This is a genomic window from Micromonospora sp. CNZ286 (assembly GCF_014207755.1).
Genome location: NZ_JACHIZ010000001.1, coordinates 5,041,644 through 5,060,452, shown reverse-complemented (window position 1 = coordinate 5,060,452; position 18,809 = coordinate 5,041,644). Strand labels below are relative to the sequence as shown.

The following is an 18,809-nucleotide window of genomic DNA, read 5'->3' as shown; positions in this document are numbered from 1 at the left end:
GGGGCCTGTCGGGGCAGTGGTGGATCAGCAGGCGTACGCCTCCAGGCGGTTCGCCCGCTCCGGGTCGCGCAGCTTCAGCAGCGTGACCTTCTCGATCTGCCGGATCCGCTCCCGGGACAGGCCGAACTCGCGGCCCACCTCGTCCAGCGTGCGCTGCCGGCCGTCGTCCAGGCCGAAGCGCAGCCGGATCACCGCCTGCTCCCGCTGGGACAGCGTGGCCAGCACGATCCGGACCTCGTTGCGCAGCTCGCCGTTCGTGGCGGCGTCGCCCGGCTCGGCGCGCGGATCCACGGCGGCGACGAAGTCGCCGAGCGCGCTCTCGCCGTCCTCGCCGACGGCCTGGTCCAGGCTGACCGGCTCCCGGTCGTAGGAGATCAGCTCGATCACCTGGAACTCCGGGATCTCCAGCGCCACGGCCACCTCGCTCACGGTGGGCTCGCGGCCCAGCGTCACCGACAGCTCGCGGCGCACCCGGACCATGCGGTTGACCTGCTCGACCATGTGCACGGGGATGCGGATGGTGCGGGCCTGGTCGGCCATGGCGCGGGTGATGGCCTGGCGGATCCACCAGGTGGCGTAGGTGGAGAACTTGTAGCCCTTGGTGTAGTCGAACTTCTCGACGGCGCGGATGAGGCCGAGGTTGCCTTCCTGGATGAGGTCGAGGAAGGCCATGCCGCGACCGGTGTAGCGCTTGGCGATGCTCACCACCAGCCGCAGGTTCGCCTCCAGCAGGTGGTCCTTGGCGGCGCGGCCCTCGGCCGCGATCAGCGCCAGGTCCGCGCGCAGCTCGGCGGAGACGGGGGTGCAGGTGGCCAGCTTCTCCTCGGCGAAGAGGCCGGCCTCGATCCGCTTGCTCAGCTCGACCTCCTGCGCCGCGGTGAGCAGCTTGGTGCGGCCGATGCCGTTCAGGTACGCCCGGACCAGGTCGGTGGAGACGCCGCGCTCGTCGGTGGCGTCGAGGTCCGTGAGGGTGACGTCCATGTCCTGGTGCTCGATCATCTGCTGGGTCATCTCTGTTCTCCCCGTGTCCGACGTGCCTACCGGTCCCGTGCCGCCCACGCGGTGGTGGCCGATGACAAACAGCTTGGCGGTCGGGGCGTGAGACGGGAGTGAGGCGATCGGGGAACCGACAGGAATCCTCGCGGGAATCCGGCATCCGCTTGCCCGGCGCGGTTACCGTGCCACCGACCGGCCGTCGGAGCCGGCCCGGCACTGATGATCGGAGAACGTGGTGGTCTTCAAGCGGCTCATGCAGGCGATGGGTGTGGGCGGACCGTCGGTGGAGACGGTGCTGGCCAACCCGAACTGCCGCCCGGGCGGCGTTCTGGAGGGCCGGATCCAGGTGGTCGGTGGCGACCACCCGGTGGACGTGAGCTACGTCGCACTCGGTCTGGTCACGCGGGTCGAGGTGGAGAGCTCCGATTCGGAGTACGACGTCAACCAGGAGTTCGGCCGGGCCCAGATGACCGGCCCGTTCCGGCTGGAGCCGGGGCAGCGTCACGACGTGCCGTTCCGCTTCCAGGTGCCGTGGGAGACGCCGCTCACCGACCTGTACGGCCAGCACCTGCACGGCATGACGATGGGTCTGCGTACCGAGCTGGAGGTGGCGCGGGCGATGGACAAGGGTGACCTGGACCCGGTCGCGGTGCACCCGCTGCCCGCCCACGAGCGGCTGCTGGAGGCGCTGCTACGGCTGGGCTTCCGCTTCGCGCGCGCCGACGTCGAGCGTGGACACATCTACGGCCTGCACCAGCAGTTGCCCTTCTACCAGGAGATCGAGTTCTACCCGGCGCCGCAGTACGCGGGCGCGATGAACCAGCTGGAGGTCACCTTCGTGACCGATCCGCGGCAGGTCCACGTGGTGCTGGAGCTGGACAAGCGGGGTGGCCTGTTCACCGAGGGCCGCGACGCGTTCGGCCGGTTCACAGTGGACCACGCGACGGCGGACCGTACGGACTGGGCCGCCCAGCTCGACGGCTGGCTGCGTCAGTCGCTCTCCCGCCGCGGGCTGTTCTTCTGATCCTCCTCAGAGGTCGAGCACGAGGGTCCGGGGACCGACGTTGACGCTCTCCACCAGCATGTGGGCGCGGAAACGGCCGGTCTCCACCTTCGCGCCCCGGGCGCGCAGCTGTTCGACCACGGCGTCCACCAGGGGCTCGGCCACCTCGGCCGGCGCGGCGGCGGTCCAGCTCGGCCGCCGGCCCTTGCGGGCGTCGCCGTAGAGCGTGAACTGGCTGACCACGAGCAGCGGCGCCCCGACGTCGGCGGCGCTGCGCTCGTCGTCGAGGATCCGCAGCTCGTGCAGCTTGCGGGCCATCGTGGCGGCCACCTGCGGGGTGTCGGTGTGGGTGACGCCGAGCAGCACCAGCAGCCCGTCGGCGATCTCACCGGTCACCTCGTCGTCGACTGTCACCCGGGCCCGGCCGACGGTCTGCACCACCGCCCGCATCAGTCGGTCACCGGCTCGACGATGCCGCGCTCGACCAGGTGCGCCACGATCGGCCCGGCCGCCTCGGCCAGCTCGTCCGGTGCCACGTCGTGCGCGGCGGCCAGCAGGGCGAGCTGGTCGCGCAGCGGCAGCCGGCCGTCGGCGCCGCCGACCAGGGCGAGCACCAGCGGGTCGATCTCCTCCGACCAGCGCAGCCCGCGCGGCATGGCCAGGACCTGCCGGTCGACAGCCCAGCCGTCGTCGCCCATGGTGGCCTCCTGCCGCAGCTGGAGGCCCTCGGCGGCGCGGTAGCGGGCGGCGAGCAGACCCTCGGTGTTCCGGGCGCGCAGCCAGTCCTGCCGGGCGAACCACTCGCCGATCCGGTCGCCCAGCGGCGGCTCGACCCGCTGGCGCAGGTCCTCCACCCGGACGACCGGCTGGTCGTGGCCGGAGCGGCGCAGCGAGACGATGCCGAAGCCGATCGCCTCCACCTTGTGCGCGTCGAACCAGTCCAGCCAGGCCGCCATCCGCTGCGGGTCGGCGCTCTCGCCGACGTCGGTGAGCCACAGGTTCACGTACGCCATCGGGTCGGCCACCTCGCGCTGGATCACCCACGCGTCCAGGCCGGTGCCGGCGAACCAGCCCGTGACCCGCTCGGCCCAGTCCTCGCCGGTGACGTGCACCCAGTTCGCCAGGTACTGCATGGTGCCGCCCTCGGTGAGCAGGTCCGGCGCGGCGGCGGCCAGCTCCGCGCCGATCGCGTCGCCGACCCGGCCGGAGTCCCGGTAGACGTGCGTGGTGGTGCCCGGGCCGACCACGAACGGGGGATTGCTGACCACCAGGTCGAAGCGGCGCCCGGCCACCGGGGCGACCATGTCACCGCGCAGCAGCTCCCAGTCCTGCCCGTTGAGCGCGGCGGTGGTCGCGGCGAACCGCAGCGCCCGCTCGGACACGTCGGTGGCGGTGACCCGGCGGGCGTGGGTGCCCAGGTGCAACGCCTGGACGCCGGAGCCGGTGCCGAGGTCGAGCGCGGTGTCCACGGTCGGGCGCACCGCGGCCGAGATCAGCGTCTGGGTGGCGCCGCCGATGCCCAGCACGTGCTCGGCGTGCAGCGGACGCCCGGGGCGCGCGGCGGCCGGCACGTCGGCGAGCACCCACCACTCGTCCCCGTACGGCTCCAGGTCGACCCCGGCACGCAGGCCGTCGCCGTGCCGCTCCACGATGCCCCCGGCCAGTGCCTCGTCCAGCGCGAGCGGGGCCAGCGCGGCGGCCACCGCCGCCTCCGGCTCGGTCTGGTCGCAGATGAACACCCGGATCATCGTGGCCAGCCGGTCCCGGTCCTCGGTGGCGCGCAGCGCGGCCCGGTAGTCGTTGCGGGCCACCGCGCCGGTGGCCTGCGGGCCCAGGCGGTCGGCGATCCCGTTGGCGGTGAAGCGGGCGAGCGTCAGCGCGGTGCGCAGCGCGTCGACCCCGGCGGGGGAGAGCAGCATGTCGTGACGGTCCACGTGCTCATCCTGCCCCGGGCGCCGTCCGGCGCGGCGCGGCACCCGCCGAATCCATAACGTCGACCGCATCTATCGGCGGCTATCTCTTTCATGTTTATCGATCTCTGGCTAGCATTCCTGCCAACATCCGTCGATGGGCGATCCGGCCACGAACCGGGCCGCCCGGTAGGGAGCCAGACGATGCCCGACGTGTCCCTTCCCCGGCGGCGCGCGCTGCGTGCGCTCGCCGTCACGGCCGCCGCCGCGGCCTTCGCCGCCGCCGCCTCCACGCCCGCTCTCGCCGCGCCCACCGGGGAGATCCGGTACGCCGGCGCCGCGGACGCCGTCAGCGGCAGCTACGTGGTCGTGCTCAAGGGCGACGCGGTCGGCACCGCGAACACCCTCGCCGCCCGTACCGCCGTGCCGGACCGGGCCGCCGGCCTGGCCAAGCGCTACGGCGGCAACGTCGGCACGGTGTGGAGCTCCGCTCTCACCGGCTACAGCGCGAAGATGACGCCCGCCCAGGCCCGCCGGCTCGCCGCCGACCCGGCCGTCGCGTACGTCGAGCAGGACCGCGTCATGACCACCCAGGGCACCCAGACCGGCGCCACCTGGGGCCTGGACCGGATCGACCAGCGCAACCTGCCGCTGAACAGCACCTACACCTACCCGAACACCGCCAGCAACGTGCGCGCCTACATCATCGACACGGGCATCCGCACCACGCACAGCGACTTCGGCGGCCGGGCCACCTGGGGCACCAACACGGTCGACACCAACAACACCGACTGCAACGGCCACGGCACGCACGTCGCCGGCACCGTCGGCGGCACCAAGTACGGCGTGGCCAAGAGCGTGCGCCTGGTGGCCGTCAAGGTGCTCAACTGCTCCGGCAGCGGCACCACCGCCGGCGTGATCAGCGGCGTCAACTGGGTCACCTCGAACGCGGTGAAGCCGGCCGTGGCCAACATGAGCCTCGGCGGCGGCGCCAGCACCACGCTGGACAACGCGGTGGCCAACTCGATCAACTCCGGCATCACGTACGCGCTCGCGGCCGGCAACTCCAGCGCCAACGCGTGCAACTCGTCGCCGGCCCGGGTCGCCTCGGCGATCACGGTGGGCGCCACCACCAGCACCGACGCCCGTGCCTCCTACTCGAACTACGGCTCCTGCGTGGACATCTTCGCCCCGGGCTCGTCGATCACCTCGGCGTGGCGGACCAGCGACACCGCCACCAACTCGATCAGCGGCACCTCGATGGCGTCCCCGCACGTGGCCGGCGCGGCGGCGCTCGTGCTGTCCGCGAACACCTCCTACACCCCGGCTCAGGTGGCCAGCTACCTGACCAGCAACGCCACCACCGGCAAGGTGACCAGCCCGGGCTCGGGCTCGCCGAACCGGCTGCTCTTCGTCGTCAACTGACGACACGGGTGACCTGACCACACCGTGGGCCGCGGCCCGGTGGACCTCGCAGGGGTCCGCCGGGCCGCGTCACGTCGTCGGGGAGTCGGCGCCCGCGACCGGCGGGCGGGGCGGCAGGATGGTCCCCATGACGCTGTCACTGCCCATCGACCCGCAGGCCAACGAACTGCTGGCGCGCAGCCCGCTGGCCCTGCTCCTCGGCATGGTGCTGGACCAGCAGGTGCCGATGGAGAAGGCGTTCTCCTCCCCGTACGTGCTGGCGCAGCGGCTCGGCCACGAGCCCGACGCCGCGGAACTGGCCGGGTACGACCCGGAGGCGCTGGTGGAGATCTTCGCCCGGCCGCCCGCGCTGCACCGCTTCCCCAAGGCGATGGCGGCCCGTGTGCAGGAGGTGTGCCGGGCGCTCGTGGAGCGTTACGACGGCGACCCGGCCCGGCTCTGGTCCGACGTGACCGACGGCCGGGAACTGCTGCGCCGGGTGGGTGAGCTGCCCGGGTTCGGCCGGCAGAAGGCGCAGATCTTCGTCGCGCTGCTCGGCAAGCGGTTCGGGATCACCCCGGACGGCTGGCGCGAGGCGGCCGGTGACTACGGCGACGCGGACGCCCACCGGTCGGTCGCGGACGTGACCGATCCGGAGTCGCTGCGCCGGGTACGCGAGTTCAAGCAGCGGATGAAGGCGGAGGCGAAGGCCGCGAAGGGCTGATCCGCCGCCCGCCGCCGCAACCGGCCCGTCGCCGCTGTCGTTGGTCGCCAGGACGGGGGACGGGAGCGGACGATGACCGAGCAGCGGGGCGGGGCGCTGCTGCGTACCGCGTCCAGTCCCGGGCGGGCCACGTTCCTGGAGCTCTTCTTCGACCTGGTCTTCGTGTTCGCGCTGACCCGGGTCTCCCAGCGGCTGATCAACGGCCTCGACGGCTCCGCCGGCGCGGTGGCCGCCGAAGTGGGCAAGACCCTGCTGCTGTTCATGGTGCTGTGGCAGGTCTGGACGATCACCACCTGGGTGACCAGCCGGTACGAGCCGGAGCGCGTCGTCATCCAGGTCGTGGTGGTCGGCACCATGTTCGGCAGCCTGGTGCTGGGCGTGACGCTGCCCCGCGCCCTGGAGGAGCGGGCGCTGCCGTTCGCGCTCGCGTACGTGGTGGTGATGGTCGGCCGGCCGCTGCTGATCGCGGTGGCGTTGCGCGGCCACCCGCGGCGTCTGGTCCCGCTACGGCTGGCCGCCTGGGCGGGGGGCAGCGCCCCGCTGTGGATCGCCGGCGCGCTGATGCCCGGTCCCCGCCTGGCGCTGTGGGTCGTCGCGCTGGCGGTGGACCACCTCGGCACGTTCCTGGGCTGGCCGCTGCCGTGGATCGGGGCGTCGCGTATCCGGCAGTGGCTCGTCGCCGGGGAACACCTCGCCGAGCGCTACCAGCAGATCTTCCTCATCGCGCTGGGGGAGTCGATCCTGGTGATCGGCGTGACGTACAGCGGGAAGGAGTTCTCCGGTGAGGCTGCGGTGGCGTTCGCGATCTCGTTCGTGATCACGGCGCTGCTCTGGCGCATCTACTTCTACCGGGCCGGTCACCTGCTGGCGGAGGCGTTGCGGATGGCCGGCACGCCGGGGCGGCTGGCCGAGTCGGCCGCGCAGACCCACCTGTTCATGGTACTCGGCGTCATCGGCGCCGCTGTCGGCTACGAGCTGGTCATCGCCCACCCGTACGACACGGTTCAGCCGAACTGGCTGGTCTTCGTGGCGGGCGGCCCGGCGCTGTTCCTGGCCGCCCGGTCCCGGTTCGAGTACGAGATCTTCGGCCGGGTGTCCCGCCCCCGGCTGGTCGGGCTGCTCGCCCTGGTGCTGCTCCTGCCCGCGTTGGCGGCCGTGCCGGCGATGTTCGCGCTCGGCGCGGTGGCTCTCGTGCTGGCGCTGGTCGCGTTCGCCGACGCCCGCCGGGCCTGGCACCGGCCGCCGGAGCCCTCCGCCTCACCGATCGGGCGGGAGATGCTCGACGAGGCCGGCCCGGAGGCGTGAGCCGTCAGGCGGCGGTCGGGCGGGACAGCGACGCCAGCGCGCGGCGTACGTCGGCCAGCGAGACGGTGGCCGAGTCGTCCAGGTCGGCCAGGCCGGCCTCGATCCACTGCCGCATCAGTGTGGTCACCCCGATGCCGCGCGCGTCGGCGGCGGCGCGGACCCGCTCGTACGTCTCCAGCGGGAGCCGGACCGACCGGCTGACCATCGGCACGTCGGTGTCGGGGGTGGGCAGCTGCGCCGGTGACGTGTCGTCGATCAGGTCGGCGAACGCGTCGCCTCCGGAGTGGAACCGCTTGGTCGCCTCGTCACGGTGCATAGTGACCGCCTCCTCGTCGGCGTGAGTTCCGCACCGCCTCGTCGTAGCGCTTGGCCTCGACGTCGCTCAGCTCGCGGGCGGAGAGGATGTCCCAGTCGTTGTCGGTGCCGTCGGCCTCGGCCAGCAGCACGGCGAGCCGCCGGCCGCGGTGGTCGGTGGCGTAGACCACCATGACGTCGTCCCCGAGGTGGCGGATGACCCGGCGCTTGCTGTGCAGGGCCTCCCAGACTTCCCCGGGTGTGACGTCGTAGACCCGCAGGTTCGCCAGCGCCTCGTCGGTGAAGCTGAACCGGTTGGCCACGCGCGAAGCGTACCACGCACGTAACACGCACCCGGCTGTCACGAATTTCGCCGATCATCCGTCCGGAGTGACAGGATGGGCCCTATCCCCTCGTAGGAGGTCCGTGGTGAAGCGTCAGGCGTACCAGCCGATACTGATCACCGACGCCCCGCGCAGCCAGGACGACCAGCTCAACAGCCGGCAGAAGCGATACGTGCTGATGATGGCCATCCGGGTCGCGTGTCTGGTGGCCGGCGCGATCCTGGTCGGCGCGAAGGCCCCGCTGCTCTGGCTCTGGCTGCCGCTGTGCGCGCTCGGCATGGTGCTCGTGCCCTGGCTGGCGGTGCTGCTGGCGAACGACCGGCCGCCGAAGGAGGAGCACCGCCTGGCGAACCGGTTCCAGAACCGGCGCCGCGAGGAGCCCGCGCCCACGGCTCTGACCGCCGAGGAGAACCCGCACAAGATCATCGACGCCGAGCCCTGACCGGCCCGGGCGGAGCACCGCCCGGACCGGCCGCAGGCGTCAGGGAGCCGGGCGGGCGCCCACCGTCGTCACGGCGAGCGCGCCCAGGTCACCGGCGCGGCCCAGCGCCGCACGCGGGTCGGCCCCGGCCAGCCACGCGGTGAGCAGCCCGGCCGCGAACGCGTCCCCGGCGCCGGTCACGTCCACCACGTCCACGCCGGGCGCGGGGGCGAACTCCACCACACCGCCGCGCTCCACCCACACCGCGCCCGCCGCGCCGCGCTTGACCACCACCCGGTGCGCCACCGCGGTGAGCGCCCGCGCCTGCGCCGCCGGGTCCAGCCCGCCGGCCAGCACCGTCGCCTCGTCCGTGTTGACGAGCAGCAGGTCGACGTCGCGTACCCAGGTCAGGAACGCCCCGCCGACGCGCCGCAGCGGCGCCGCGGACGCCGCGTCGACGCTGACTGTCAGCCCGCGCTCGCGAGCGGTGGCCAGCGCGCGCAGGCCGGCGCCGCGCGACCCGACGTCCAAGAGGGTGTACGCGGACAGGTGCAGATGCCCGGCGTCGGGCGCGGCGGCCAGGGCCGCGTCCACGTGCCCGGCGGTCAGCCGCAGGTTCGCGCCGCGCTGGCTGACCATCGTGCGCTCCCCGTCGTGGGTGAGCACGATGACGGTGCCGGTCGGGTAGCCCTCGTGCCGCTCCACCGCGCAGTCGACACCGATCCGGGTCAGCTCGGCCACCCGCTCCCGGCCGGTCTCGTCGTCGCCGACGGCGGCGACCAGCGTCACCGCGGCGCCCTGCCCGGCGAGCCAGGCCGCTGTGTTCGCCGCCTGCCCGCCGCCGCTGAACCGGATGCCGGCCGCGGTGTCCGAGCCGGTCGCGAGCGGCCCGGACAGCACCGCGAGCACGTCGGTGATCACGTCGCCGACGACGACGATGCGCGGCCTGGCGTTCATGCCGTACCGGTGGGGCGGGCCGCCGCGGCGACCGCGATCCGGGCCGCGAGGTCGGCGTTGCGCAGGATGATCCGGACGTTCACCGCCAGGCTGGCGCCCTCGGTGGCGGAGTGGAAGTGCGACAGCAGGAACGGGGTCACCGCCTTGCCGGTGATCCCCTCGCGGGCCAGCGCGGCCAGGCCCTCGGCGAGCGTGCGGTCGTGCAGCGCCGGGTCGAGCTGCTCGTCGGCGGGCAGCGGGTTGGCCACCACCAGGCCGCCGTGGTGCACGCCGTGCGCCGCGCGGGCGGCCAGCACGTCCGCCACCTGCTCCGGCGAATCGACCGACCAGTCCAGGTCGAAGCCCGCGTCGGTGAGGTAGAAGCCGGGGAAGCGGCGGGTGCGGTAGCCGACCACGCCCACCCCGAGCGTCTCCAGGCGCTCCAGCGTGGCACCCACGTCGAGGATCGACTTCACCCCGGCACAGACCACGGCGATCGGCGTCCGGGCCAGCGTGACCAGGTCGGCCGACTCGTCGAACGTCTGCGCCGCCTCCCGGTGCACGCCGCCGAGCCCGCCGGTGGCGAACACGCCGATCCCGGCCGCCGCCGCGACCGCGCTGGTGGCCGCGACGGTGGTCGCGCCGTCCGCGCCTGTCGCCGCCGCCGGGGCCAGGTCGCGGACCGAGAGCTTGCTCACGCCGTCGACGGTGGCGAGCCGGGTGAGCTGGGCGTCGTCCAGCCCCACCCGCAGCTCGCCGGCGACCATGCCGATGGTGGCCGGCACCGCCCCCGCGTCCCGTACCGCCTGCTCGATCTCGCGCGCCACCCGCAGGTTGTCCGGGCGGGGCAGCCCGTGCGAGACGATCGTGCTCTCCAACGCCACGACCGGGCGGCCGTCCCGCAGGGCGTCGGCCACCTCACTACCGAGACTGATGTGAAAGTTGGTCACGTCGGTTACCGTACGGGCCGCTTCCGGCCGGGGCCCAGGTGGACCGGGGCGGACCGACCTGCAAAACTGGAACGCCGGAGGTGTAGTCGTGAGCACAGAGGTTCTCGAGCGTCCCGAGCTGAAGGACGCGGACACTGGTCCGGAGATGTTCCACTACGTCCGCAAGGAGAAGATCGCCGAGAGTGCCGTCATGGGCACCTACGTGGTCGCGCTCTGCGGCGAGACGTTCCCGGTCACCAAGGCGGCCAAGCCGGGCTCGCCGGTGTGCCCGAAGTGCAAGGAGATCTACGACTCGTACGCCGAGTGACAGCGGGCGGCTCCGCCGCCCCTCGACGTAACCTGCGGCGGTGACCACCTCCACCGCGCTCCTGCTCGCCGACCTCACCGGCGTGGCGGTCTTCGCCGCCTCCGGCGCCTCCGCGGCGGTGGCGAAACGGCTCGACCTGTTCGGGGTGGTCTTCGTCGGCGTGGTCGCCGCGCTCGGCGGCGGTATCTTCCGCGACCTGGCCATCGACGAGGTGCCCCCGCTGGCGTTCGCCGACTGGCGCTACGCCGCCACCGCCGCAGTCGTCGCCGCGGCCGTGTTCTGGCTGCACCCCCAGCTCGCCCGGCTGCGCACCACAGTGCTGGTGCTGGACGCGGCGGGTCTCGGCCTGTTCACAGTCACCGGCACGCTCAAGGCCCTCGACGCCGCCGTGCCGGCGGTCGGCGCCTGCATGATCGGCATGCTCACCGCGATCGGCGGCGGGCTCGGCCGGGACCTGCTCACCGGCGAGATCCCGGTGGTGCTGCGCCGGGAGATCTACGCGCTCGCGGCGCTCGCCGGCTCGATCGCGGTGGCGCTGCTGTCGGCGTGCGGACAGGCCACCGCCGTGCCGCTCACCGGCGCCGCGCTGCTCGTGTTCGGGCTGCGCCTGATCGCGCTGCGCCGCCGCTGGTCCGCCCCGGTGGCGACGCTGCGGCCGCCGCGCACCGGCACCCGGGGACCACTGCCCTGACCCGATCCGCGCCGGGGTGGGCGGATGTGACAGGCGTGGCGTCGAGTGGGGCGTACGGCCCGCGCTGGTTATGCTGAACCGGCCTTCGCGGCACGGATGCGCGAGGGCGTTTTCATGGGCGGCGGCTCCCGTGGCCCCGGTCGGGCCCGCCGCCGTCCGCGGCGGAGAGGAGCTACGCGTGCCACCGCGGATGCCGGCGCTCGACACGTTCCCGCCCCTGCGCGCCTGGCAACGCAAGGCGCTGGTGGAGTACCTGCGCCGCCGGACCGAGGACTTCACAGCGGTCGCCACGCCGGGCGCCGGTAAGACCACGTTCGCGCTGCGGATCGCCGCCGAGCTGCTCGCCGACGGCACCGTCGAGGCGGTCACCGTGGTCGCGCCGACCGAGCACCTGAAGACCCAGTGGGCGCAGGCCGCCGCACGGGTCGGCATCCAGCTCGACGCCGCGTTCCGCAACGCCGACCTGCACTCCGCCGCCGACTTCCACGGCGCCGTGGTCACCTACGCCCAGGTGGGCATGGCGCCGCAGGTGCACCGGCGGCGCACCATGACCCGGCGCACGCTCGTCATCCTCGACGAGATCCACCACGCCGGCGACTCGCGTACCTGGGGTGACGGCGTGAAGGCGGCGTTCGAGCCCGCGGTACGCCGGCTGATGCTCACCGGTACGCCGTTCCGCTCCGACGACAACCCGATCCCGTTCGTCAGCTACGAGCGCGGCGGCGACGGGCTACTGCGCTCCCGCGCCGACTCGGTCTACGGCTACTCCGACGCGCTGCGCGAGGGCGTGGTCCGGCCGGTGCTGTTCCTGGCGTACTCGGGGGAGACCCGCTGGCGCACGAACGCCGGCGAGGAGCTGGCCGCCCGCCTCGGTGAGCCGATGACGCAGGACCTGATCGCCCAGGCGTGGCGTACCGCGCTGGACCCGGCCGGCGACTGGATGCCGCAGGTGCTGCGCGCCGCCGACGCCCGCCTGACCGTGCTGCGCGCCAACGGCATGCCCGACGCGGGCGGCCTGGTCATCGCCAGCGACCAGCAGGTGGCCCGCTCGTACGCGAAGCTGCTGGAGCAGGTGACCGGTGAGAAGGCCGCAGTGGTGCTCTCCGACGACCAGGGCGCGTCCGCGCGGATCGCGACGTTCGCCGCCTCCCAGCAGCGGTGGCTGGTCGCGGTGCGGATGGTGTCCGAGGGCGTCGACATCCCCCGCCTGGCCGTCGGCGTGTACGCGACGAGTGCCAGCACCCCGCTGTACTTCGCGCAGGCGATCGGCCGGTTCGTCCGGGCCCGCCGCTCCGGCGAGACCGCGTCGGTGTTCCTGCCCAGCGTGCCGCACCTGCTCGGGCTCGCCAGCGAGATGGAGGCCGAGCGGGACCACGTGCTCGGCAAGCCGAAGGACCGCGAGGGCTTCGACGACGACCTGCTGGAGCGCGCCCAGCGCGACGACGGCGCCAGCGGGGAGCTGGAGAAGCGCTTCGCGGCGCTCTCCGCGACCGCCGAACTGGACCAGGTGATCTTCGACGGTGCCTCGTTCGGCACCGCCGCCCAGGCCGGCACGCCCGAGGAGGAGGAATACCTCGGTCTGCCCGGTCTGCTCACCGCCGACCAGGTCTCGCTGCTGCTGACCAAGCGGCAGGCCGAGCAGCTCGCCGCGCAGAAGCGCCGGGCCGCCCAGCGGACCGCTGAGCCGGCCGCTGCGGCCCCGGCGGCGGCGCCCCCACCGATGAGTGCCGCCCAGCGCCGGGTGGCGCTACGGCGGCAGCTGAACGCTCTGGTGGCCGCCCGGCACCACCACACCGGCCAGCCGCACGGCAAGATCCATGCCGAGCTGCGCCGGATCTGCGGCGGCCCGCCCAGCGCGCAGGCGACGATCGAGCAACTCGAGGAGCGCATCGCCACCGTGCAGACCCTGTAAGGAAGGGCCCCCTGTTAACGCCTCCGGTAGAGCAGGGGCCCCTTCTTAACACCGTCGCGCACCGTTGGCACCCGGCACGAAAAACCGGCCGGAGGCTCCCTTGCGGGTGCCTCCGGCCGGTCATGTCGGGTTGTGGACTTCTTGTCGGACCTCAGTTCGCCATGAGATCGGCGCCTCGCCAGCTGAACTCCGGGTCCGACGCGTACCGCACGGTGATCTTCACGAGATCCTCCGCGTACTTGTTCGCGTGGTGCCCACAGAACACCAGCTCACTCCCACCCGCCAGAGTGATGCGGAGCTTGCCGGCAGCATTGCAGCGGTCGCACCGTTCATCGGCGGCCGGGGGGCTCACCGTCTCGGGCGGCGGCGTGAGGGTCGGGGTCATCGCCTTCCTCCTCTGGTCGTCACCGATGAACACTCTCTTCGGTTGCTCACCTATCGTGCAACACCCATCTCGGGCCCTGCCTTCCCTGTGTGCCCGCGGGGGACCGAGGTCACACCTGGCGTGGAGGACAGTGTGCCGTGCACCAAGGGTGCCACGTCAACGATCACAAACAGGCAACCGAACGATCACCAAAGAGTGTTCTACGGCTGGTGATCAAACCGGCACGATTTGTTGACGTACGCGGTCAGTCCAGGTAGTCGCGGAGCACCTGCGAACGCGAGGGGTGCCGCAACTTGGACATGGTCTTGGATTCGATCTGCCGGATGCGTTCCCGGGTCACGCCGTACACCTGGCCGATCTCGTCCAGAGTGCGCGGCTGGCCGTCGGTGAGGCCGAAACGCAGGCGCACCACGCCCGCCTCACGCTCGGACAACGTCTGCAGGACCTGCTGGAGCTGGTCCTGCAGCAGCGAGAACGACACCGCGTCGACCGCGACGACCGCCTCGGAGTCCTCGATGAAGTCGCCGAGCTGGCTGTCACCCTCGTCGCCGATGGTCTGGTCGAGCGAGATGGGCTCCCGGGCGTACTGCTGGATCTCCAGCACCTTCTCCGGTGTGATGTCCATCTCCTTGGCCAGCTCCTCCGGGGTGGGCTCACGGCCCAGGTCCTGGAGCAGCTCGCGCTGGATGCGGCCGAGCTTGTTGATCACCTCGACCATGTGCACCGGGATGCGGATGGTGCGGGCCTGGTCGGCCATGGCGCGGGTGATGGCCTGGCGGATCCACCAGGTGGCGTAGGTGGAGAACTTGTAGCCCTTGGTGTAGTCGAACTTCTCGACCGCGCGGATGAGGCCGAGGTTGCCCTCCTGGATGAGGTCGAGGAAGGCCATGCCACGGCCGGTGTAGCGCTTGGCCAGCGAGACCACGAGCCGCAGGTTCGCCTCCAGCAGGTGGTTCTTGGCGCGCTCGCCGTCCCGCGAGATCCACATCAGGTCGCGCTGGAGGTCGCGGACCAGCTTCTCCTCGCCCTCGTCGGCGGCGCGCAGCCGCTCGGCGGCGTAGAGGCCGGCCTCGATCCGCTTGGCCAGCTCGACCTCCTGCTCGGCGTTGAGCAGCGGCACCTTGCCGATCTGCTTCAGGTACGCCCGCACGGAGTCGGCGGAGGCGGTCAGCTCGGCGTCCCGGCGCGCCTGCTTCAGCGCCTCGGACTCCTCGTCGTCCCACTCGAAGTCGTTGTCGGTGGCGGAGCTGGCCGCGTCGGCCTCGGCGGCCTGGGTCAGCTCGGCCGGCTCCTCGACCACCACGTCCTCGATCTCGGCGGCCAGCTCCTCCGGATCGATCTCGCCGTCGGGGCCCTCGCCCTTGCCGCCGGCCTTGGCCGGCTTGGCCGCTGCGGTCTTCGCCGCCACGGTGGCCTTGGTGGCGCGGGTCGTCTTGGTGGCCTTCGCCGGGGCCGCGGCCTTGGCCACGTCGGCGGTGGTGGCCTTGCGCGCGGTCGCCTTCCGGGGGGCCGGGGCGGGCGACTCCTCGGCGGCGGGCGCCTGCTTGGGGGCGGGCGCGGCGGCCTTCTTGGTGGTCTTGGCCGTGGTCGCGCGGGAGGCCGGGGTGGCGGACCGGGCGGCGGCGACGCGGCGGCGGGTGCTCGCCGAGCCGTCCACCACCACCGTCACGCCCGCCTCGGAGAGTGCGCGGAGGATCTTCTTGGCCTGGGCCGGGGTCACCTCAGCGGACTCGACGGTGCGCGCGAGCTGGGCCGACGTGAGCTGGCCGCCGGCGCTCTGCGCGTGGGCGATCAGGGTGTCGGTGAGCGAGCGAACGTCGGCGCCGGTCTGGCGGGGATCTGTCACGAAGACCTTCCGGAGGCGAAAGAGCGAGCACGGCCGGGTCGTCCGGCGCAGCATGGGACGGCCGCGCCGGGCGAGTCGTTGAGGACCCCCGTGTCCCGGGCCGTCCGGTCGCTGGCGGTCCGTGGCGCGTGGGCAGGGTGAATTGTAACGCCGTCTGCCGCGATCATCCCGCGCCGCACGGCGGACCTGCGGTCCGGGACCGCAGATTCGGCGCAGATGTGGACTTTGTAAGGATGATACCCGCGCACGAGACGGCCGGTCCCGATCGTGCCGGAAGGGGAGAGACATGATCACCTCGACGCCCACGGCGCGGGAGTTGCTCACGATCGCTGTCGATGTGGCCCGGGAGGCCGCCACCACCGCGTACCGGATGCGGGTCGAGGGCGTCTCGGTGGCCGCGACCAAGAGCACGGTGACCGACGTGGTCACCGCCGCCGACCGGGCGGTGGAGCGGCAGGTGGTCGCCGCGCTGCGGCAGCGCCGGCCCGGCGACGCCGTGCTGGGCGAGGAGTACGGCGCGGGCGAGACCGGCCCGGCCGGCCCCGACGGCGTGCGCTGGATCCTCGACCCGATCGACGGAACCGTGAACTACCTGTACGGGCTGCCGTACTGCGCCGTCTCGCTGGCCGCCGAGGTGGCCGGTGAGGTGGTCGCCGGTGTGGTCCGCAACATCGTCACCGGCGAGGAGTGGACCGCGACGCTCGGCGGCGGCGCCTGGCGCGACGGGCAGCGGCTGCACGGCTCCGCCGCCACCGACCTCGGGCAGGCGCTCGTCGCCACCGGGTTCGGCTACGACGCCGACCGCCGGGCCCACCAGGCGCGGGTGGTGACCGAGCTGATCCCGCACATCCGGGACATCCGCCGGATGGGCGCCGCCGCGCTCGACCTCTGCCTGGCCGCCGAGGGGCGGGTGGACGCGTACTACGAGAAGGGTCTGGCCGACTGGGACCTGGCCGCGGGCGGGCTGGTCGCCCGGGAGGCCGGGCTGCTGGTGACCGGCCTGTCCGGCCTCCCGGCCGGCCCGGACCTGGTGCTCGCCGCGCCGCCGGCGCTGCACGGGCCGCTGCACGACCGGCTGGCCGACCTGGACGCCTCGGGCGGGCCGTGACGGCGCCGGACACGCGACAGGGCGGCCTCCCCGGGGGAGACCGCCCTGTGCCGTCGGTGCGCCCGTCGCCTACTTCTCGATCGGCATCGGGCAGGTGCCGGTCGGCGCCTGCGGTGCGCCCAGGTCGCCGAGCGACTGGTTGACCTCGGTGGTGGTGGCGAGCTGCTGGAACTGGTTGCCCAGCACCACGTCGACGACGTCGTCCTTGCGCTTGGGGTCGAACTTCTGGTTGGCCTCGTTGAGGAAGTACGCGCGCAGCAGGTGCGCCGAGCCCACGGCCTTGGGCCCGAACCGCAGCTCGGCCACGCCGTCGAACGCCTTGGTCTCGTTGCCGACCTTCTTGACCTGGAACTTGCGGTTGCGGAAGTCGTCCGCGACGCTGCCGGCCCGGCCGGCCTCGTCGGTGGCGTTGTAGACGTTGATCTTGACGTCCTTCTGTTCCCGCAGGCGCAGGTCGACCAGCGGCCAGCCATCGGGGCAGGCGGCCGCCGTACCGGCTGTGCCCTGACTGTCCTTCAGCACGGCGACGACCACGAAGACCAGGGCGACGACCGCCAGCAGTCCGACGACAACGAGTGCCCGCACTCGCGCAAAACTCATCCTGGGCGCTCCCCGGACAGTGATTGGGTGGTGGCGGGCGACGCGGTCGGGCCGCGACCTGTCGGCCGTCCAGTACGCCGCTGAGGTTAACGCTTGTCCGGCTCAGGCGTGGAAACAGTCCGACATACCGGCGCGCCACGCGGTGAACCGGTAGGACTACCCCTATCTTCGTGTCGCCTGAGTCACATTGGGAACAACTTCGGGCGCAGAGGCGTACATCTCTCCCGCGAGGGCGGTATACATGCCTCGCCCACAGGGGGGTAAGGTTCCGCGCTCACCGGGGGCATTTCGCACCGGCGAGCCCGGCCCACCGCTCTTCGGGTCGGGTGCCCGACAGAGATGGTGGCCGGTCAGGGGAACCGAAACGGCGTCGTCCGGCGTTACAACCGGCAGCGACAATATCGATATTGGAGAGTGAAACCGATGGCCACCGACTACGACGCCCCGCGTCGCGACGAGGTCGACCTCGGCGAGGACAGCCTGGAAGAGCTCAAGGCCCGGCGGGTCGACTCACAGTCGGGTGCCGTGGACGTCGACGAGGCCGAGGTGGCCGAGAGCTTCGAGCTGCCCGGCGCCGATCTGGCCGACGAGGAGCTCACGGTCAAGGTCCTCCCGATGCAGCAGGACGAGTTCCGGTGCGCCCGCTGCTTCCTGGTCCACCACCGCAGCCAGCTGGCGGTCGAGCGCAACGGCGACCTGATCTGCCGCGAGTGCGTCTGATCCCGACCGGGGACACCAGCGGCGGCCTCCTCGACGGGGCCGCCGCTGTTCGAGCCGCCGCCGTGCGCGCTCGGCCGGGAGCTGCTTGACTCGTACGGGCGGCTGCCACGCCGCGCGGAGCAGGAGGGCGGACGGGTGAGCGAGCGCAGCGAAGAAAGCGGCCCGGACAAGCCCGGCCCGGACGTACCGGGCCCGGACAGCCCGGACACCGCGGAGCTGGGTGCCACCGTCGCCGCCCTGACCGCCGACGACATCGCGCCGGCCCGCCGGCGCCAACTGCTGACCCGGCTGGTCGGGCAGGCCCGGGCCCGGGGGATCACCGACCTGTTCAAGCCCCGTGCCGCGGTGCGCTGGATGACCGACACGGTCGCCGAGGTCGCCCCGCACGTGCCGATCCGCGACCTCGCCACGCTGCGGCGGCACTTCCCCGGCCTGGACGACGACGCGCTCGCCGACCGGCTGGTCCGTAACGCGTCCCGCGCCACCGCCGGGGTCGGCGCCGCGGGCGGCGGGGTGGCCGCGGTCGAGTGGGCGGTCACGCCCACGCTGCTCTCCGCGCCCGTGCTGCTGGCCGCCGAGACGGTGGCCGTGGTGGCGATCGAGCTGAAGCTGATCGGCGAGCTGCACGAGGTCCACCGGGTGCCGCTGCCGGCCGGTGGCGCCGGCCGTGCCGTGGCGCTCGTGCAGTCCTGGGCCACCCAGCGGGGGGTCAACCCGATGATGCCGGGCGTCGGGGTGAGCGCGGTGCTCGGCACCGCCGCCCGCCGCGAACTGCGGGACAGCCTGATGCGCCGCTTCGGGCGCAACCTCACCACGCTCGGGCCGTTCCTGACCGGCGCCGCCGTGGCCGGGTACCTCAACCGCCGGGCCACCCGCGCGCTCGGCGAGCAACTGCGCAAGGACCTGCGGCGCACCGCGCGTGCCCTGCCGGAGGCGCCGTCCTGACCGGTCCC

The 18,809-nt window shown here is 73.0% G+C and carries 21 protein-coding genes; 11 read left to right on the top strand and 10 right to left on the bottom strand.

Going from position 1 to position 18,809, the window contains the following annotated elements:
- Positions 1-24: 24 nt before the first annotated feature.
- Positions 25-1,011, bottom strand: a complete 987-nt coding sequence (sigB, locus tag FHX31_RS22200) for an RNA polymerase sigma factor SigB (RefSeq protein WP_120571035.1) — start codon at positions 1,009-1,011, stop codon at positions 25-27.
- A 220-nt stretch (positions 1,012-1,231) separates the two neighbouring features.
- Here sigB and FHX31_RS22195 point away from each other — a divergent pair, with 220 nt between their 5' ends.
- A complete protein-coding gene (locus FHX31_RS22195) occupies positions 1,232-2,020 on the top strand; it encodes a sporulation protein (protein WP_121684305.1) in 789 nt (262 codons plus the stop codon).
- 6 nt (positions 2,021-2,026) lie between these two features.
- On the opposite strand, the gene dtd is transcribed toward FHX31_RS22195, so the two are convergent.
- Both dtd and FHX31_RS22185 read right to left on the bottom strand, forming a co-directional pair.
- Positions 2,027-2,449 (bottom strand): D-aminoacyl-tRNA deacylase, encoded by a 423-nt coding sequence (dtd, locus tag FHX31_RS22190; protein WP_013474500.1) that lies wholly within the window; start codon positions 2,447-2,449, stop codon positions 2,027-2,029.
- Positions 2,449-3,933 carry a DUF7782 domain-containing protein gene (locus FHX31_RS22185; protein WP_184977129.1) on the bottom strand — a complete coding sequence of 495 codons (1,485 nt, stop codon included), beginning with the start codon at positions 3,931-3,933 and terminating at the stop codon, positions 2,449-2,451. Before FHX31_RS22185 ends, dtd begins: the two co-directional genes overlap by 1 nt.
- Positions 3,934-4,113: 180 nt before the next feature.
- On the opposite strand from FHX31_RS22185, the gene FHX31_RS22180 reads away from it, so the two are divergent.
- From FHX31_RS22180 to FHX31_RS22170, 3 genes are all read left to right on the top strand, one after another.
- Positions 4,114-5,334 carry a S8 family peptidase gene (locus tag FHX31_RS22180; protein WP_120571034.1) on the top strand — a complete coding sequence of 407 codons (1,221 nt, stop codon included), beginning with the start codon at positions 4,114-4,116 and terminating at the stop codon, positions 5,332-5,334.
- 118 nt (positions 5,335-5,452) lie between these two features.
- Positions 5,453-6,037 carry an HhH-GPD-type base excision DNA repair protein gene (locus FHX31_RS22175; protein WP_184977128.1) on the top strand — a complete coding sequence of 195 codons (585 nt, stop codon included), beginning with the start codon at positions 5,453-5,455 and terminating at the stop codon, positions 6,035-6,037.
- A gap of 72 nt (positions 6,038-6,109) precedes the next feature.
- Positions 6,110-7,342 (top strand): low temperature requirement protein A, encoded by a 1,233-nt coding sequence (locus tag FHX31_RS22170; protein WP_184977127.1) that lies wholly within the window; start codon positions 6,110-6,112, stop codon positions 7,340-7,342.
- Between the two features lie 4 nt (positions 7,343-7,346).
- On the opposite strand, the gene FHX31_RS22165 is transcribed toward FHX31_RS22170, so the two are convergent.
- Together FHX31_RS22165 and FHX31_RS22160 are read right to left on the bottom strand one after the other, a co-directional pair.
- Positions 7,347-7,658 (bottom strand): hypothetical protein, encoded by a 312-nt coding sequence (locus FHX31_RS22165; protein WP_121684289.1) that lies wholly within the window; start codon positions 7,656-7,658, stop codon positions 7,347-7,349.
- A complete protein-coding gene (locus FHX31_RS22160) occupies positions 7,648-7,959 on the bottom strand; it encodes a hypothetical protein (protein ID WP_402884536.1) in 312 nt (103 codons plus the stop codon). Before FHX31_RS22160 ends, FHX31_RS22165 begins: the two co-directional genes overlap by 11 nt.
- 106 nt (positions 7,960-8,065) lie before the next feature.
- Here FHX31_RS22160 and FHX31_RS22155 point away from each other — a divergent pair, with 106 nt between their 5' ends.
- The gene (locus tag FHX31_RS22155; RefSeq protein WP_013284780.1) at positions 8,066-8,422 is read left to right on the top strand and encodes a DUF3099 domain-containing protein; all 357 of its coding nucleotides are present in this window, start codon (positions 8,066-8,068) and stop codon (positions 8,420-8,422) included.
- Positions 8,423-8,461: 39 nt separating this feature from the next.
- Here the strand turns inward: FHX31_RS22155 and FHX31_RS22150 are convergent, their stop codons facing one another.
- The gene (locus tag FHX31_RS22150; RefSeq protein ID WP_030274569.1) at positions 8,462-9,358 is read right to left on the bottom strand and encodes a carbohydrate kinase family protein; all 897 of its coding nucleotides are present in this window, start codon (positions 9,356-9,358) and stop codon (positions 8,462-8,464) included.
- Positions 9,355-10,287 carry a pseudouridine-5'-phosphate glycosidase gene (locus tag FHX31_RS22145; RefSeq protein ID WP_013284782.1) on the bottom strand — a complete coding sequence of 311 codons (933 nt, stop codon included), beginning with the start codon at positions 10,285-10,287 and terminating at the stop codon, positions 9,355-9,357. The genes FHX31_RS22150 and FHX31_RS22145 overlap by 4 nt, the downstream gene beginning before the upstream one ends.
- A gap of 88 nt (positions 10,288-10,375) precedes the next feature.
- On the opposite strand from FHX31_RS22145, the gene FHX31_RS22140 reads away from it, so the two are divergent.
- From FHX31_RS22140 to FHX31_RS22130, 3 genes are all read left to right on the top strand, one after another.
- Positions 10,376-10,594, top strand: coding sequence for a DUF3039 domain-containing protein (locus FHX31_RS22140; RefSeq protein WP_013284783.1), 219 nt, complete (start codon positions 10,376-10,378; stop codon positions 10,592-10,594).
- 40 nt (positions 10,595-10,634) lie between these two features.
- A complete protein-coding gene (locus FHX31_RS22135; RefSeq protein WP_013284784.1) occupies positions 10,635-11,285 on the top strand; it encodes a trimeric intracellular cation channel family protein in 651 nt (216 codons plus the stop codon).
- Between the two features lie 190 nt (positions 11,286-11,475).
- Complete coding sequence (locus FHX31_RS22130; protein ID WP_030274567.1) at positions 11,476-13,197, top strand: DEAD/DEAH box helicase; 1,722 nt, start codon at positions 11,476-11,478, stop codon at positions 13,195-13,197.
- Between the two features lie 151 nt (positions 13,198-13,348).
- On the opposite strand, the gene FHX31_RS22125 is transcribed toward FHX31_RS22130, so the two are convergent.
- Both FHX31_RS22125 and FHX31_RS22120 read right to left on the bottom strand, forming a co-directional pair.
- On the bottom strand, positions 13,349-13,582 hold the full coding sequence (locus FHX31_RS22125) for a DUF7455 domain-containing protein (protein WP_013284786.1): 234 nt from the start codon (positions 13,580-13,582) through the stop codon (positions 13,349-13,351).
- A gap of 244 nt (positions 13,583-13,826) precedes the next feature.
- Entirely contained in the window at positions 13,827-15,428 is a 1,602-nt protein-coding gene (locus FHX31_RS22120; protein WP_041784477.1) for an RNA polymerase sigma factor, read from the bottom strand.
- A gap of 286 nt (positions 15,429-15,714) precedes the next feature.
- Here FHX31_RS22120 and FHX31_RS22115 point away from each other — a divergent pair, with 286 nt between their 5' ends.
- Positions 15,715-16,536, top strand: coding sequence for an inositol monophosphatase family protein (locus FHX31_RS22115; RefSeq protein WP_013474507.1), 822 nt, complete (start codon positions 15,715-15,717; stop codon positions 16,534-16,536).
- A 69-nt stretch (positions 16,537-16,605) separates the two neighbouring features.
- On the opposite strand, the gene FHX31_RS22110 is transcribed toward FHX31_RS22115, so the two are convergent.
- A complete protein-coding gene (locus FHX31_RS22110) occupies positions 16,606-17,121 on the bottom strand; it encodes a LytR C-terminal domain-containing protein (protein WP_030274563.1) in 516 nt (171 codons plus the stop codon).
- A gap of 438 nt (positions 17,122-17,559) precedes the next feature.
- Between FHX31_RS22110 and FHX31_RS22105 the strand changes: the two genes are divergently transcribed.
- Together FHX31_RS22105 and FHX31_RS22100 are read left to right on the top strand one after the other, a co-directional pair.
- Positions 17,560-17,856 (top strand): DUF4193 domain-containing protein, encoded by a 297-nt coding sequence (locus FHX31_RS22105; protein WP_013284790.1) that lies wholly within the window; start codon positions 17,560-17,562, stop codon positions 17,854-17,856.
- A gap of 216 nt (positions 17,857-18,072) precedes the next feature.
- Positions 18,073-18,801 carry a hypothetical protein gene (locus FHX31_RS22100; RefSeq protein ID WP_176739835.1) on the top strand — a complete coding sequence of 243 codons (729 nt, stop codon included), beginning with the start codon at positions 18,073-18,075 and terminating at the stop codon, positions 18,799-18,801.
- The last annotated feature ends 8 nt before the right edge of the window (positions 18,802-18,809 follow it).

Coding starts and splice junctions, on each gene's coding strand:
- sigB (WP_120571035.1), bottom strand. CDS start 1,011: ATGACCCAGCAGATGATCGAGCACCAGGACATGGACGTCACCCTCACG.
- dtd (WP_013474500.1), bottom strand. CDS start 2,449: ATGCGGGCGGTGGTGCAGACCGTCGGCCGGGCCCGGGTGACAGTCGAC.
- FHX31_RS22180 (WP_120571034.1), top strand. CDS start 4,114: ATGCCCGACGTGTCCCTTCCCCGGCGGCGCGCGCTGCGTGCGCTCGCC.
- FHX31_RS22175 (WP_184977128.1), top strand. CDS start 5,453: ATGGTCCCCATGACGCTGTCACTGCCCATCGACCCGCAGGCCAACGAA.
- FHX31_RS22170 (WP_184977127.1), top strand. CDS start 6,110: ATGACCGAGCAGCGGGGCGGGGCGCTGCTGCGTACCGCGTCCAGTCCC.
- FHX31_RS22165 (WP_121684289.1), bottom strand. CDS start 7,658: ATGCACCGTGACGAGGCGACCAAGCGGTTCCACTCCGGAGGCGACGCG.
- FHX31_RS22150 (WP_030274569.1), bottom strand. CDS start 9,358: ATGAACGCCAGGCCGCGCATCGTCGTCGTCGGCGACGTGATCACCGAC.
- FHX31_RS22130 (WP_030274567.1), top strand. CDS start 11,476: ATGCCGGCGCTCGACACGTTCCCGCCCCTGCGCGCCTGGCAACGCAAG.
- FHX31_RS22125 (WP_013284786.1), bottom strand. CDS start 13,582: ATGACCCCGACCCTCACGCCGCCGCCCGAGACGGTGAGCCCCCCGGCC.
- FHX31_RS22115 (WP_013474507.1), top strand. CDS start 15,715: ATGATCACCTCGACGCCCACGGCGCGGGAGTTGCTCACGATCGCTGTC.
- FHX31_RS22105 (WP_013284790.1), top strand. CDS start 17,560: ATGGCCACCGACTACGACGCCCCGCGTCGCGACGAGGTCGACCTCGGC.